The organism is Sphaerisporangium sp. NPDC051017 (genome assembly GCF_040683095.1).
Lineage (GTDB): Bacteria > Actinomycetota > Actinomycetes > Streptosporangiales > Streptosporangiaceae > Sphaerisporangium.
In genome coordinates this window covers 1-13,228 of the sequence record NZ_JBFBCI010000063.1, presented here as the reverse complement: position 1 = coordinate 13,228, position 13,228 = coordinate 1, and the positions used below count along the sequence as shown (strand labels likewise).

At 70.2% G+C, this 13,228-nt stretch carries 19 protein-coding genes and 2 pseudogenes; 8 read left to right on the top strand and 13 right to left on the bottom strand.

All coding sequences use genetic code 11. The features are described from left to right. Window positions 1-43: 43 nt before the first annotated feature. Both AB0M95_RS33795 and AB0M95_RS33790 read left to right on the top strand, forming a co-directional pair. On the top strand, window positions 44-277 hold the full coding sequence (locus tag AB0M95_RS33795; RefSeq protein ID WP_363773564.1) for a hypothetical protein: 234 nt from the start codon (window positions 44-46) through the stop codon (window positions 275-277). Then, complete coding sequence (locus tag AB0M95_RS33790) at window positions 274-675, top strand: type II toxin-antitoxin system VapC family toxin (RefSeq protein ID WP_363773561.1); 402 nt, start codon at window positions 274-276, stop codon at window positions 673-675. Before AB0M95_RS33795 ends, AB0M95_RS33790 begins: the two co-directional genes overlap by 4 nt. A gap of 50 nt (window positions 676-725) precedes the next feature. Here the strand turns inward: AB0M95_RS33790 and AB0M95_RS33785 are convergent, their stop codons facing one another. The 4 genes and pseudogenes from AB0M95_RS33785 to AB0M95_RS33770 form a co-directional block, all read right to left on the bottom strand. Further along, complete coding sequence (locus AB0M95_RS33785; protein WP_363773558.1) at window positions 726-1,574, bottom strand: hypothetical protein; 849 nt, start codon at window positions 1,572-1,574, stop codon at window positions 726-728. A gap of 96 nt (window positions 1,575-1,670) precedes the next feature. Then, a complete protein-coding gene (locus tag AB0M95_RS33780) occupies window positions 1,671-2,102 on the bottom strand; it encodes a TetR/AcrR family transcriptional regulator C-terminal domain-containing protein (RefSeq protein WP_363773626.1) in 432 nt (143 codons plus the stop codon). Further along, window positions 2,102-2,287, bottom strand: a complete 186-nt coding sequence (locus tag AB0M95_RS33775) for an ATP-binding protein (RefSeq protein ID WP_363773555.1) — start codon at window positions 2,285-2,287, stop codon at window positions 2,102-2,104. The genes AB0M95_RS33780 and AB0M95_RS33775 overlap by 1 nt, the downstream gene beginning before the upstream one ends. Before the next feature lie 14 nt (window positions 2,288-2,301). Next, window positions 2,302-2,541 (bottom strand): annotated as a pseudogene (locus tag AB0M95_RS33770) (ATP-binding protein); the annotation flags it as partial. A gap of 230 nt (window positions 2,542-2,771) precedes the next feature. Here AB0M95_RS33770 and AB0M95_RS33765 point away from each other — a divergent pair. From AB0M95_RS33765 to AB0M95_RS33745, 5 genes and pseudogenes are all read left to right on the top strand, one after another. Continuing rightward, a complete protein-coding gene (locus AB0M95_RS33765) occupies window positions 2,772-3,593 on the top strand; it encodes a helix-turn-helix transcriptional regulator (RefSeq protein ID WP_363773552.1) in 822 nt (273 codons plus the stop codon). After that, on the top strand, window positions 3,584-3,784 hold the full coding sequence (locus AB0M95_RS33760; RefSeq protein ID WP_363773550.1) for a DUF397 domain-containing protein: 201 nt from the start codon (window positions 3,584-3,586) through the stop codon (window positions 3,782-3,784). The genes AB0M95_RS33765 and AB0M95_RS33760 overlap by 10 nt, the downstream gene beginning before the upstream one ends. A gap of 383 nt (window positions 3,785-4,167) precedes the next feature. Next, window positions 4,168-4,692 (top strand): annotated as a pseudogene (locus AB0M95_RS33755) (DUF397 domain-containing protein); the annotation flags it as partial. Next, a complete protein-coding gene (locus tag AB0M95_RS33750) occupies window positions 4,655-6,049 on the top strand; it encodes an FAD-binding protein (protein ID WP_363773547.1) in 1,395 nt (464 codons plus the stop codon). The pseudogene AB0M95_RS33755 and the gene AB0M95_RS33750, both read left to right, overlap by 38 nt. Before the next feature lie 90 nt (window positions 6,050-6,139). Then, on the top strand, window positions 6,140-6,550 hold the full coding sequence (locus AB0M95_RS33745; protein WP_363773544.1) for a hypothetical protein: 411 nt from the start codon (window positions 6,140-6,142) through the stop codon (window positions 6,548-6,550). Window positions 6,551-6,699: 149 nt separating this feature from the next. On the opposite strand, the gene AB0M95_RS33740 is transcribed toward AB0M95_RS33745, so the two are convergent. The 9 genes from AB0M95_RS33740 to AB0M95_RS33700 all read right to left on the bottom strand — a co-directional run bounded on the left by AB0M95_RS33740 (window position 6,700) and on the right by AB0M95_RS33700 (window position 12,547). Next, entirely contained in the window at window positions 6,700-7,659 is a 960-nt protein-coding gene (locus AB0M95_RS33740) for a hypothetical protein (RefSeq protein WP_363773541.1), read from the bottom strand. Then, window positions 7,656-8,603, bottom strand: coding sequence for a hypothetical protein (locus AB0M95_RS33735; protein WP_363773538.1), 948 nt, complete (start codon window positions 8,601-8,603; stop codon window positions 7,656-7,658). The genes AB0M95_RS33740 and AB0M95_RS33735 overlap by 4 nt, the downstream gene beginning before the upstream one ends. After that, on the bottom strand, window positions 8,600-8,941 hold the full coding sequence (locus AB0M95_RS33730) for a PadR family transcriptional regulator (RefSeq protein WP_363773535.1): 342 nt from the start codon (window positions 8,939-8,941) through the stop codon (window positions 8,600-8,602). The genes AB0M95_RS33735 and AB0M95_RS33730 overlap by 4 nt, the downstream gene beginning before the upstream one ends. 30 nt (window positions 8,942-8,971) lie before the next feature. Next, on the bottom strand, window positions 8,972-9,661 hold the full coding sequence (locus AB0M95_RS33725; RefSeq protein ID WP_363773532.1) for a hypothetical protein: 690 nt from the start codon (window positions 9,659-9,661) through the stop codon (window positions 8,972-8,974). Beyond that, entirely contained in the window at window positions 9,658-9,819 is a 162-nt protein-coding gene (locus AB0M95_RS33720; RefSeq protein WP_363773529.1) for a hypothetical protein, read from the bottom strand. The genes AB0M95_RS33725 and AB0M95_RS33720 overlap by 4 nt, the downstream gene beginning before the upstream one ends. A gap of 119 nt (window positions 9,820-9,938) precedes the next feature. Next, window positions 9,939-10,889, bottom strand: coding sequence for a transposase (locus AB0M95_RS33715; protein ID WP_363773526.1), 951 nt, complete (start codon window positions 10,887-10,889; stop codon window positions 9,939-9,941). A 15-nt stretch (window positions 10,890-10,904) separates the two neighbouring features. After that, the gene (locus tag AB0M95_RS33710) at window positions 10,905-11,063 is read right to left on the bottom strand and encodes a hypothetical protein (protein ID WP_363773523.1); all 159 of its coding nucleotides are present in this window, start codon (window positions 11,061-11,063) and stop codon (window positions 10,905-10,907) included. 142 nt (window positions 11,064-11,205) lie between these two features. Next, the gene (locus AB0M95_RS33705) at window positions 11,206-11,445 is read right to left on the bottom strand and encodes a hypothetical protein (protein WP_363773520.1); all 240 of its coding nucleotides are present in this window, start codon (window positions 11,443-11,445) and stop codon (window positions 11,206-11,208) included. Between the two features lie 187 nt (window positions 11,446-11,632). After that, a complete protein-coding gene (locus AB0M95_RS33700; RefSeq protein WP_363773518.1) occupies window positions 11,633-12,547 on the bottom strand; it encodes an SDR family oxidoreductase in 915 nt (304 codons plus the stop codon). A 106-nt stretch (window positions 12,548-12,653) separates the two neighbouring features. Between AB0M95_RS33700 and AB0M95_RS33695 the strand changes: the two genes are divergently transcribed. Next, window positions 12,654-13,228 (top strand): transposase (locus AB0M95_RS33695; RefSeq protein ID WP_363773515.1); only part of this gene is annotated, 575 nt, incomplete at its 3' end.

Genomic DNA, 13,228 nt, shown 5'->3' with positions numbered 1-13,228 from the left:
ATCCCCCTTGTCTGCTCTTGCGACAGAGCCATACAGTTGCTGCATGGCGACGGTTGAGGTACCCGACGTACCCGAGGCGACCGTGCGCGCGCTCGAATCCCAAGCGGCCGAGTACGGACTGACGCTCACCGAATATCTGCGCGGCGAACTCGAACTTCTCGTCGGCCGCTCCCCGAACGCGGAAGCGGTGGCACGCATCGCTCGGCGAGGTTACAGCGGCGGTCCGACCAGAGATGACATCGTCGAACAGATCCGGCGCATGCGGGACGCCTCGTGATCGTAATCGAAGCATCGGCGATGGTAGAAGCCCTCGTCGCCGGGCCCGCCGACCCAGCGCTGTCCGAGTTCATCGCGGGCCAGGAACTGCACGCGCCCAATCTTCTCGACTTCGAGGTCGCGGGCGCCCTGCGCGGCTTGGTACTGGGTCGCAAAATGGAACGTTCCCGGCTCGACAATGCGATCATGGACTACAGGGTGTTCCGCATTAAGCGGCACTCGATGACGAAGTCACTGCGCAGGATGTTGGATCTTCGCGACAACTTCACGGCCTACGACGCCTCGTACGTGGTTCTGGCGCAGGCTTTGGCCGTGCCTCTGCTCACGTCGGACCTGAAGATGAAGGCGGCGGAGAAGGTCGGTGTAGAGGTGCGCATTCTGGAGAGCAGCGGCGTCTGAGGTGGCTCGCGCCCGTCAACAAGGCGCGAGCCGCACCGCGTGGTCTGGGCTCAGAGGAGGTCGCGGAGGGCCTCGGTGAAGCGTTCGGGGCTGCCGGGGGCGAAGGCCAGGTAGAAGTACGGCTCGGTGAGTTCCAGTTCCATGAGTGCCGGGGTGCCGTCGGGGAGGCGGACGAGGTCCACGCGGGCGTACAGCAGGCTCTCGGGGATCTCGCCGAGCGTCTTCTCGGCGACGGCCACCTGGTCGGGGGCGGGCTCGCGCAGGTCGGCGCCGACGTGGTTGGCGCGGGGGGCCGCCGTCCCGTCGGCGAGCATCGCGGTACGGCACACGGCGTGGCTGAACCGGCCGCCGAAGTACAGCAGAGACAGCTCGCCTTCGTCCTCGACCATGCGCAGGTAGGGCTGCACCAGCGCGACCTTGCCCTCGGCGACGATCATCTCGGCCTGCCGCGCGGCCTCGGCGGCGTCGGCCGTGCGGATCGTGTCGCGCGCGCCCGCCGAGACCGACGGCTTGACGACGTACTCCTCCCCCGGCCTCCACCCCTCCCAGGACGAGACGTCCGCGTCGTCGCCGGGGCCGATCCAGTGCGTGGGCACGATCGGGACGCCCCCCGCCGCCAGGTCGCGCAGGTAGGTCTTGTCGGTGTTCCGCTCCAGCACGGACGCGGGGTTGAGCAGCCGCGTCAGCCCCTCCACCCGGCGGGCCCAGTCCACGAACTCCCGGCGCCGGTCCATGTAGTTCCACGTCGAGCGCACCACGGCGGCGTCGAACGCCGCCCAGTCGGCGGACGGATCGTCCCAGCTCACCGCCGCGCCGTCGATGCCCGCCTCGCGCCAGTGCGCGAGCACGACCTCTCTGTCGTCGTCCGGACCGTCATAGGTGACATAGGCGATCTTCACCGGCAGCTCCATCCCGTGGCCGACGTGTCAGTACCGTGAGCATCGTACGGACATGTCATCACCGGGGAGTTGACCGGGTCGTTACCCGGACCTGGGTCAGCGGGACGGCGCGAAGGCGCGCAGGAAGGTGTCGACGCCCGCCGCGACGGCCTGCTCCAGCTCGGAACCGCCGATCGGGCGGCTGCCGAGGGCGGTGAGGGCGGGAAGCTCAGAGCCGATGAGGGCCTGGAAGTGGGCGGCGGCGCGGACCGGGTCGGCGATCCGCAGGTGGCCGGCGTTGGCGGGCCGGGCGAGCCTGCCCGCCAGCGCGTCGGCGGTGCGGTTCGCCCCGGTCGCCAGCACGGACTCGTACAGGCCGGGGAAGTGGCCCGCCTCCGCGTACAGCAGGCGTTGCAGCGCCCACGCGTCCTCGCCGATCATGCAGTCGACGAGGCGCATGGCCACAGCCACCAGGTCGGCGAGGCCGGTCGGGAAGGACTGCAGGGCGGCCTGCACCTTCTCGGACGAGTCGCGCGCGGCTCCCTCCATCACCGCTGGAACGACGCCGGATCCGAGCCCTGGAACGACCCGGGGACCGAGCCCTTGAAGCGGACCGCGAACCAGACCACCCGGCCGGCCGCGTCCCGGTACATCCCCCAGCGCTCGGAGATGGCGTCCACGAGGAAGAGCCCTCGCCCGCCGTCGCCGTAGAGCTCGTCCCGGACCTGCGGCACCCTTCCGAACCCGCGTCCAGGACCTCGACGTGGATGCTGTCGCCGCACTCGCTCACCGCGAGCGTCACCCGCCCGCCATCACGGGAGTCGGAGTGCGTGACGCTGTTCGTGATCAGCTCGGACACGAGCAGCACCACCTCGTCCCGCACGGGATGCCCGCTCCCCAGCACCTCGGCCACAAACCGCCGAGCCCGCGAAACCGATTCGGGTACGCCGGGCAGTTCCAAAACGCCCAGCACTTCGCCTGTCACCATGGCGTCCTCGCTTCGTCTTTTGGCGGCTGCGGAGTGACACGCGGCCAGCCACGATCCCGTGCCATCGGCGCTCCATCTCGCAGCGACAGATCTCGGAAAGAAGGAATTGCCTTCCCAGACTGACTCCACATGGATACGCTGCGAAGCGAAACAGTCACACAGTGAACACACTCTTGCTGTGCGAAGCCCGCACTGATCGCCAACGAAGAACCCCGCGTAAGGGAGGGCCCTTGCCCCAACCGATCCCTCTGCGCCCGGACGCCTCGCCCCTGGCGCTGTTCGGCTACGAGTTGCGCCGGTACCGCGAGGAGGCGCAACTCACTCAGGAGCAACTGGCGAAAAGGATCGCTTTCTCCACCAGTCTGGTCGGAATGGTTGAAAGGGCGGCACGTCGCCCCGAAAAGGCGTTCGCCGAGAGATGCGATCAAGCACTAGGCCTGGATGGCGTCCTGACGCGGTTGAGCGCCGTCGCCCGCCGCGAGACCGACGCCGAGCACTTTCGAACGTGGCTGGACATCGAGCAGGAAGCGGCGACTCTGCGAGCATGGGATCCTCTGCTGATACCAGGCCTGCTCCAAACGCAGAGCTATGCGCGTCGCATCATCGCCGGCGAGCCGGGCATCACTCCCGAACAAGCCGACCAGCAGGTGGCCGGTCGAATGCGTCGCCTGTCGATCTTGTCGCGAGAGGACCCCGCCATCATCTTCGCTCTCATCGATGAGGGCGTTCTCCGTAGACCCATCGGCGGGCCGGACAACATGCGAGAGCAGTTGGCCTACCTGATTCAGGTAGCAGAACATCCCACAGTGACGATTCAAATCGTTCCGTACAGCGCGCAATCAACTTGCGGGCTACTGAGTGCCTTCGTCATCACAGAACAACACAATTGTCCCCAAGCCGCCTATGTGGACTGTTCTCCGCGAGGCCGGACGATAGAAGATCGAGCAGCCGTCTCGGAACTAGCGAGGCGGTACGACACCATCCGCGCCGAAGCGTACCCACAGCACTTGTCGATCAAGCTCATCGAGGACGTGATGGAACAATGGGTCTAAGTCAGACTCGATGGAGAAGGTCAAGCTACTCCGGATCGGATGGCGGACACTGCGTGGAGGTGGCCGACAACCTCTCGGACATCGTCGCCATCCGCGATTCGAAGAAGCCACACGGCCCCACAATTACGGTTGCGGCAGACGAGTGGCGCACATTCACCGGAAGCCTGAAGGCCTCCCGCACAACCACCTGACCTGCATCCACAGCACATCGCTCTGGAATAGCAGGCCGACCGGGAACGGGACGCTCGGCCGGTGCCTCGCCGCAACAGGCGCCGGCTTCAGCATCGTCCCTTCCCGCCGACGCGGCGCCGGATTGAGCACCCCCTTGGCCAGAGCGGAGGGTGCCATTCAGAGCGGAGGTGCCATTCGGCGCGGGGGTGCCACCCGTGGGGAAGTCACGTCCTTGAGGGTGCCATCCGTGGGGAAGTGTCGTCCGTGGGGGGCCGTTCGGCGTGGGGATGTCCGGGCATGCCCTGAACGCCGGGACACCGCATCAGACGCGATCGTGAGCAAGTTCCAGTCCGCAAGGAACCGTGAAGCAATGGACCTGAGGCTCGCCTAGTGGCGCAAGTCGACGTACTCCGGCCCTGATGGTGGTCAGTGCGTCGAGGTGGCCACCAACATCCCCGGCATCATCGCCGTCCGTGACTCCAAGATCCCCAACGGTCCCGCTCTCACTGTCACGACAGACGCATGGCGCGCGTTCACCGCCTCATCGGCGAGCTCCGGCTGGGCCGCCGCAGCGAGTTCGTCGGACCGCTCCAAGGAGGACGTGCACGATCGCCGGCGGCCTGGAGGGCACCGTCGTCGCCAACGGCCGAGAAGCGGATCTCTCAACGGCCGAGAACCAGCGAGCGACGCCACATTCATGACCGTCGAACTCCCGCGCCCGCCACGGGGACCGGGCCCCTCAAGCCCGCACTTAGCCACAATGCAGCCGTCTCCAAGCCACCTCGTGCACCGTGGTCACGCCCCACCTCCCACGGCTCGCTTCCACGAGGCCGCGGGGGGATCCGCCACGACGACATGTCCGGCGGGACATCCCGAGATGGAGAAAGATCATGAGTGCATACCCCACGCGAGCCGACCAGGGCCATGATTCGGCGCTGGCCAGAGACCTGCGGCGGGCCCTGCGCGGCCCGGTGTCCGTCCCCGGGGACGCGGACTTCGAGGCGGCGCGCAAGCCGTGGAATCTGACGGTCGAGCAGCGGGTCCGGGCCGTGGTGGAGATCGAGGACGCCGCGGACGCGTCCGTGCTCGTCAGGTACGCGGCCGGGGCCGGCCTGGCGGTGGCGGTCCAGCCGAATGGCCACGGCGCCGCCGCGGGCCTCGACGGTGAGATCTTGGTGCGCACCGGGCGCATGCGGCGCGTGGAGGTCCGGCCGGAGGAGCGCACCGCGCGTGTGGCCGCGGGCGCCTCCTGGAGCGAGGTGCTCGCGGAGACGGCCAAATACGGTCTGACCGGACTCTGCGGAAGCTCTCCCGTGGTCAGCGCGGTCGGTTACACCCTCGGCGGCGGGCTGAGCTGGTTCGGCAGGCGGCACGGCCTGGCCGCCAACGGCGTCCGCTCGTTCGACGTGGTGGACGCCGAGGGTTCGCGCCGGACGGTGAGCGCGGCGTCCGATCCGGAGCTGTTCTGGGCGCTTCGGGGCGGCGGCGGCGACTTCGCGTTGGTCACGGCCATGGAGATCGAGCTCCACCCCGCGCCCGAGGTGTACGGGGGCAGGATGGTGTGGCCGGCGGCACGGGCCGCCGAGGTCCTCGCGGCGGTCCGGGACACGACTGCGGTCGCGCCGGAGGAACTGACCGTCTGGTTCTCGCTGATCGACTTCCCGCCGTTCCCCGAACTGCCGGAACCGCTGCGCGGGCTCTCCGCGGCGGTCGTCGATCTCACGTTCCTCGGCGACGGCGCGCAGGCCCGCCACCTGCTCGGCCGGTTCGACCGAATTCCGGGCCTGGTCTTCGACACGCTGGGCTCGGTGCACATCCCCGATCTGGGCGCGATCTGTGCCGAGCCCACCATGCCCGGCCCCGGGATCCTGCGCGCGGAGCTGCTCGACCGGCTCGACGACGCGGCGGCCACGATGTTCCTCACCGCCGTGGCGCCGGGCGCGATGGCCCCGCTCGTGACGGCGCAGATCCGTCACCTCGGGGGCGCGCTGGCCCGTCACGCGACCGGCGCGGGGGCCTGCGGGCACATCTCCGAGCCGTATCTGGTCGGGCTGCTCGGAGTCCCCTGGTCGCCCGCGGACGTGACCGCCGTAGAGGCACGGCAGGCGAGCGTGTTCCGGTCCCTGGACCGGCACACGAGCGGGCGCAAGCCGTACACGTTCCTCACCCACGAGGAGCGCGCCTCGGCCGCGTTCACGCGGGACACGCTGGCCCGGCTGCGGGAGGTCAAGCGGCGCGACGATCCGCGTGGGGTCTTCCGGGCGAACCACCCCGTGCTGGTGTGAGAGGGGGGCCTCGCTTTACCTTTCGGGTACTTCGGGTGGGTGTGCGGGGGGGTACGAACGTCATGACAGGGGGGCGCCATGAGGAAGATCATGAAGGTTGTCGCCTTCGCGACCACAGCCCTGTTCACCATGTTCACCGCGTCCGCCGCCTCCGCCGTACCGACCGTGACTGCCCGGCCCGCCGGGTCCGGCGTGTCCGCGGGCGGGGGGCCGCCGGGTCCTGAGGTCAGGCAGTCCGTCAGCCTGGAGCAGTACCGGATCCTGAAACGTCAGTGCAAGTACGCCGACACGCCCAAGCGCCGCCGGGAGTGCCGTGCGGAGGTCGTGAGAAAGTACGTGATCGGCAAGAGGGCCACGAACCTCGACTGCCGGACGTACTCGGGCGTGACCGTGTGCGGCACGCTGTCGCTCAGCCCGCGCCAGCAGCGATGCGTGGACCAGTCCGTGGCCGCCGGCCTGACCTACCGCCGCGCCGAAGTGGAGTGCTACGCGTTCTACTGACAGGCGCCGGAACCTGCTGAGGAACCTGCTCACAGGTGCTGGGGCGTCTCCACGACCGGGTGGCGCCGTCGTCACCGCAGCACGTCGTCACCATAGCCATCACCACCACGGCACCGTGTCACCACGGACGGTCCTCGATCGGGCGGTCGTCACCACAGCCACTCGTCCAGGCCGTACTCCACGTACGCCCGCCGGACGATCGCGGCGTGGCCGGGCTCGTAGGCCCGGTAGAACCGCCGGCCGCATTCGAGGTCGTCCAGGGCCGCCCTGATCTCGCGGGTGAGGTACGGGGTGGCGTCGGCGGCCATCAGGGACGGGAAGTAGTCGTGGTCGGGCAGGTCGCCGGCCTCGATCGCCGGGCGGGCCATCGCGCGCCCGAGGGCCTTCTCCTCGGCGTGGAAGACCTCCGGACCCCGGCGGGCCAGCGCGGACGGCGTGCCGGACGGGACGGAGTACCCCTTGTTCCTCAGGCAGCGCGCCATGTCGGCGCCGAGCGCGGCGAGGCGGGGGTCGCCGTCCAGCTCGCGTGTGACGAGCCGGTCGATGCGCTCGTTCGCCTGGATCATGTGGTCGGTGATCGACGTGACGTCCTTGCCGGTGGTCATCTTGACCGCCTTGCTGTAGCAGGCGTCGCCGGCCTTCCCGTAGGCGGCGAACTGGGTGCGGGACAGCGCCATGGCGATCGTGTTGTTCGGGTTCACCGGGGCGTCGGTCTCGACCTGGGGGTTTCCGAACTCGCGGGGGTACGCGTAGAGGGCGAAGATCCCGAAGCCGTACTTCTCGCGAAATCTGCGCATGGCCGGGTACTCGCCCGCGTCCCGGGCCCGCGCCTCCGCGGCATCCCGGCGGATGGGGTTGACGTACGTGGAGAGGAACGGCACGTACCGGAACCCGCGCCGCCTCATGCACTCCGCGCGTATCTCCTCCCGCGCCTGGGCGAGCTGTGCGGGTCCGCGGAGCAAGGGCTCTTGGGGACGGCCGCGCGCCTGGGTGACCGCCCACATGTCCACCGCCGCCACCGCGGCGAGCGCGGTCAGCACGGCGGCCCCGGACCGTACGGTGGCGCGGGCCGTACGCGGGCCGATGAGGCGGCGGGCGGGCGGCGTCACAGCAGCGCGTGACGCCGGGCGTGCAGGGGCACGGCCGCCGCGGCGACGGTCAGCAGCACGAGCACGCCCAGATGGGACAACTCCTGCCGCCCGGCCGAGAACCCGTGGAAGGACACGAGCACGTCGGCCCGAGAGGTGGTCACCCCCTCCAAGCACGCGACCACGGCCGGCGCCAGGGCGATTGCGGCGGCCAGGGCCCAGCGCGGGTCGGCCGCGACGCGACCGGCCCAGACGGCCAGGCACAGCAGCGCCAACTCCAGGCCGACCCTCACCGCCGCACGCGGCGACCCTGACTCGACCATCAGCCAGGAGGCCGGGTCGACGCCCGCCGTCAGCGGCACCGCGAGCCACCACCGCCAGGTACGCCTCCTGAGCGGCCCGTGCCGGGCGGCGAGCACCGCCAGGCCCAGGAACGCCAGCGCGTACGCGGCGACGGGCGCGACCGGGCCTCCCCGGGAGTACAGCGGGGGCGCGTTCCACACGCCGTCGGAGAAGACCGGCAGCAGGGTCTGGTCCAGCCAGGGATGCCCGAGCACCACGGCGAGCACCTTGCCGCCGACGAGCGCCACCAGCCCGAGCGCCGTACGCACCCATCCCCGGGTGACGGCGAAGAGCGTCACCGCGGCGAGCGCCGTCCAGACCGGGACGGACCTGGCGTACGGCACCAGCACCCCCAGATTGAGCACCGCCAGGACGGTGACCCCGAGGTGGACCCCGTCCGCCCACGCGGGCCCGCGACCGGCGCCGAGCGCACGGGCCCGGGCGCCGCCCGCGACCAGCGCCAGCGCCTCACGCGGCCACGGCACGGCGCGGCCGTCACCGTCCGTCTCCAGCAGCGTGGCGATCATCTCCTCGCCGTGAGCGGCCCTGTACTCACGGGGGTAGGCCCGTAAGAGCCACCGGTACCACCGCTCCGGCCCCGTCAGGGCGGTGGGCCGCCTCACGACGGGGCCGTCCTCGGGGGCTGGGCGCGGGCGGTGACGATGGAGGCGGCGTGCTGCATGCGGCGGGCCTCGGCGAGCACCAGGCCGGTGCCGTCGTCGGTGAGGCGGAAGTAGCGGCGCGGGCGGCCGTCCACGACCTCCTCGTGGTCGATGGCGATCAGGCCGTTCGCCGCGAGGCGGTCGAGCGCGCCGTACAGGGTGCCGACGGGGAGCCGGATGCGGCCCTCGGACAGGTCGACGACGCGTTTGATGATGCCGTGACCGTGCAGCGGGCCGTCGAGGAGGGCGGCGAGGATGAAGTAGGTCGGCTCGCTCACCGAGGATGATCCGGTGGCCATGGCCGAGACCATACTCTCCCGGAAGTATGGTCAGCCCGGCGGACGCCGCTCGGTGGCGCCCTGTTCCGGACCCCGGCCGCGCAGCGCCGCCCCAGGCCGACGCGCGGGCGGCAGCGCCTTTTCGAGGGTGGCCAGCGTCGCGTCGGTGAGCATCTCCCCGTGGCCGCCCGCCCAGTAGCGCTCGACCATCTCGAACACCACCACCTCGCTGTCGCGCACGTACTCCGCGACGCGCGCGGGACCGGCATTGGCGGGGGCGTCGCTGCGCAGGACCGTCAGACCGGCGAAGTACGGCGTGATCCACGGCAGCGACTCGCGGGTGAACGAGTCGCCGATGAGAAGGGTGTCCGGCCGGAAGAGCGCGGCCCCGGAGGTGGTGTTGGCGACGCGCACGGCGACCGGCGCATCCCGGTCGTCGCGCCCGAGTTCGCGCACCCCGTCGCGGACGAGCCCCCAGCGGGCGACGGTCTCGGACCGGGAAGCGCCGAGCAGCCGGCCGAGGTCCCCTTCCCGGACATAGGGCCCGAGGGGGACGTGCCGCGTCCCCCTGGACAGGTCCGGCTGGAGCGCCCGGGCCAGTTCCGTGCCGTACAGGGCGGCGGCGCGTTCGTTCCAGTGACTGTCGGTCCGGAAGTAGGCGGGCTCGCCGGTCGCGCGTTGGAGCTGTTCCAGCGGGGCCCCACGGCGTGCCCGCGCAGCGGGAGGTGGTCGACGGCTCACGCCTCGAAGCGGGACGGGAAATCGCCGGGGGGCGACAGCGCGGGGAAGCCGGCCAGCCTGCGGTTCTCGATCTCGGCCGCCCGGTCTCCGGCGGCGAACGCCAGGGCGGGGCCGAAGAAGAACAGGCCCGCGCCGAGCATGGCGATCCTACGGCTCATGGGCGAGCCCCCCTCGCGCGACGTGTCCATGATCAGAAACTGGTAGTAGAGGAACGGGGTCAGCTTCTCGGCCCTGGAGGGTGAGCTTGCAGCTCCTCGCCGTGCATGGAGTGCACGGGTCAGGCCGCGTCGTCGGCAGCGTGACTCACTGCCCAGCACGCAACACCACGCGAGGCGATGTTGCGGGCCGCGTTGACGTCGGCGTGCTCAGCGAAGCCGCACGACGTGCAGAGGAAGGTTTCCTGGCCGGGCCGGTTCCTTTTGTCCACGTGCCCGCACGATGAGCAGGCTTGGGAGGTGTAGGCCGGATCCACGTGGATCACGGCGACTCCGGCGCGGGCCGCCTTGTAGGCGATGAACCTTCCAAGCTGGTGGAACGACCACGAATGCAGGGTGACCCGCTGGGGCTTACGGAGCCGTACCCGTTCACGGATCCCACTCAGCTCTTCGAGTGCGATGCCGCGTCCGGTACGTGCAGCCTCGGTCACGATGCTCTTGGAAATGACATGATCGACATCCCGGGCGAACCGGGACTCCTTACGGCGGCGCGCCTTCAACAGCCGCCTGGCGGACTTGGTCCCCTTGGCCTGCAGACGACGCCGCAGTTCCCTGTTACGGTACCGGACCGCGTTCAGACGCTTACCCGAGTGGCGTTCACCGTCGCCGGTGGTGGCGATGTTCGCGATGCCCAGATCGACGCCGAGGAACCCGGCCGGTTCGCTGACGCCGATGTCTGCAACCTCGCAGGTGGCGATCAGCAGCCACATGCCGTCCCGGTGAACCAGGTCCGATTCGCCTTTACGGCAGGCCGCCAGCGTGGCGGCCTGCTCGACCGAGCAGCCGAACGCCACCCCCCGCATCCGGCCGCCGGTGGTCCAGATCGACACGGTGCGGGCCTCGACCTGCCAGGACAGGCACCGGTCGTCGAACGGCTGCGCCGCGTCCGGACGGAACCCGATCGGCTTGGCGACAGTCGTGCGGAGCTTCGCCTTCACATGCGCCTTCACCGTCGTGTAGGCGTCGGCGACCTTCTTGATGACGTGCTGGGCGGGCTGAGCCGACAGACCCATGCCCCTCAGCTCGCCCTAGGTGTGCAACCGAAGATCGTAATTTCGGAACACCTTCGTCTCCCACGCGATGCGGGAGACCAGGTTCGCGGCCTGGTTGCACAGGCGCAGCGTGTCCGCCAGCGCCGCCTCCTGGGCGGGCGTCGGGAACAGCCGGACCTGCACAACGAACCTCACGCCGTGATGTTCACCATGGATCTACCGGCGTGCGGCGCCGTATGCGATTCTTTGCGGGTCTGAAGGCCTGGGGTTCCTCGCATGACGCCGCTGAACGTCCCGGCGGCGACCAGCACGGCGGCGTGCGGCGCGGCCACCCAGGTCACCGAGGCCCGCGCCGCGCCCGCCACCCACCGCGCGGACCGTCCCCGCCCTGCTCCAGGATTCGCCCGAGGCCGGGCGAGGCGGGCAGCAGCACCACGCCGAGCGCGAGGGCGAGGGCGAGCGTCCGCCGGTGGTCGAGGGCGAACAGGACGAACTCATCCAGCTCGCAGCCCCGCGCGCCCGTGGTAGAGGCCCCCAGCACAGGAACGTCCAGTTGGCCCCGTGCCAGAAGCCGCACAGCACGAAGATAATCACAAGGTTGCGGTACGTGGCCCGCGTCCCGCGGCGGTGCCACCGAGCGGGATGTACTCGTAGTCGCGGAACCAGCGCGACAGGGAGATGTGCCAGCGCCTCCAGAACGCGCCCAGCGCGCGGCCTCCGCCCCGCGCCGGGCGATCAGAGCACGCCACGAGCTCAAGAAGAAGCTATTTCTGGGCGAAGCCGTACACAGGACCCGGGAGGGGCGCTTCGACCAGGAGTTTGTTCACGGCCTCGCCGACCTCGTGGAGCTCCCAGCGCGAGCCCTTGTCCACGCCCGGGCCGTCGCTCCAGCCGGTGGCGATGGAGATCATGCCGCCCTCGACCTCGAACACCCGCCCGGTCACCCCGGCGGACTCGGCCGAGCCCAGCCAGACGACCAGCGGCGCCACGTTGGCCGGGTCCATGACGTCGAAGCCGGTCTCGGGCGGGGCCACCATGTCGGCGAAGAACTCCTCGGTCAGGCGCGTGCGCGCGGCCGGCGAGACCGCGTTCACCCGCACCCCGTACCGCCCGAGTTCGGCGGCGGCCGTGTGGGTGAGCGCGACGACCCCGGCCTTGGCCGCGGCGTAGTTGGCCTGCCCGACGCTGCCCAGCAGTCCCGCGCCGGAGGTCGTGGTGATGACCCGCGCGTCCACGGGCTCGCCGGCCTTCGCGCGCTCGCGCCAGTACGCGGCGGCGTGCCGCAGCGGCAGGAAGTGTCCCTTGAGGTGGACCCGGATGACGTCGTCCCAGTCCTGCTCGGTCATCGAGACGATCATGTGGTCGCGCACGTAGCCCGCGTTGCCGACGAGCACGTCCAGCCGGCCGAAGGCGCTGACGGCGGTCTTCACGAGCCGCCCCGCGCCGTCCCAGTCGGCGATGTCGTCGCAGTGGGCGACCGCCTGCCCGCCGAGGTCGCGGATCTCCTCCACCACCGCCTGCGCCGGGCCTCCCGAGCGTCCCTGGCCTCGCGTGTCGGTCCCGAGGTCGTTGACGACGACCTTGGCGCCCTGCCGGGCGAACTCCAGGGCGTACTGCCGGCCGATGCCCCGGCCGCCCCCCGTCACCACGACGACACGCCCGTCACAGATACCGCTCATCGAAACTCCTTGAAGGCTGAAACCCTGGGTTTAGCCCAGGGGAGGAAAGCGGGACAGGACGACCACGTTGTGTATGCGAACCGTTCCGTTCTGTTAAGGTTGATCTATGCGGACGGCGTACAAGTGCCGGGCTTACCCGACACCCGGACAAGCTGCGGTGCTGAACCGCACGTTCGGCTGCGTACGCTTCGTCTGGAACCGCACCCTGGCCTGGCGGCACGCCCGCTACCACGGCGAGCGGCTCACGACGAACTTCGTCCAGGCGAACGCCCACCTGACGGCGATGAAAGCCGGCGAGGAGACGGCTTGGCTGAACGAGGTGCCGTCGGTTCCGTTGCAGCAGGCGATCCGCCACCAGCAGGTCGCGTTCACGAACTTCTTCGCCGGACGCGCCAAGTACCCGCGTTACAAGTCCCGGACCGGGCGGCAGAGCGCGGAGTACACCCGGTCGGGTTTCCGCTACCGCGACGGGCGGCTGTGGCCGGCGAAGATGGACGCGCCGCTGGAGTTCGTCTGGTCCTGGCCTGGCATTGACCCGGCGGCGATCAACCCGACCACGGTGACCGTTTCCCGTGACCCGTGCGGACGCTGGTACGTGTCCTTCGCCGTGGACGTGGACGACCCCGAGCAGGCCCCGGCGACCGGTGCCGTGGCCGGCGTGGACCTCGGAGTCAAGCACTT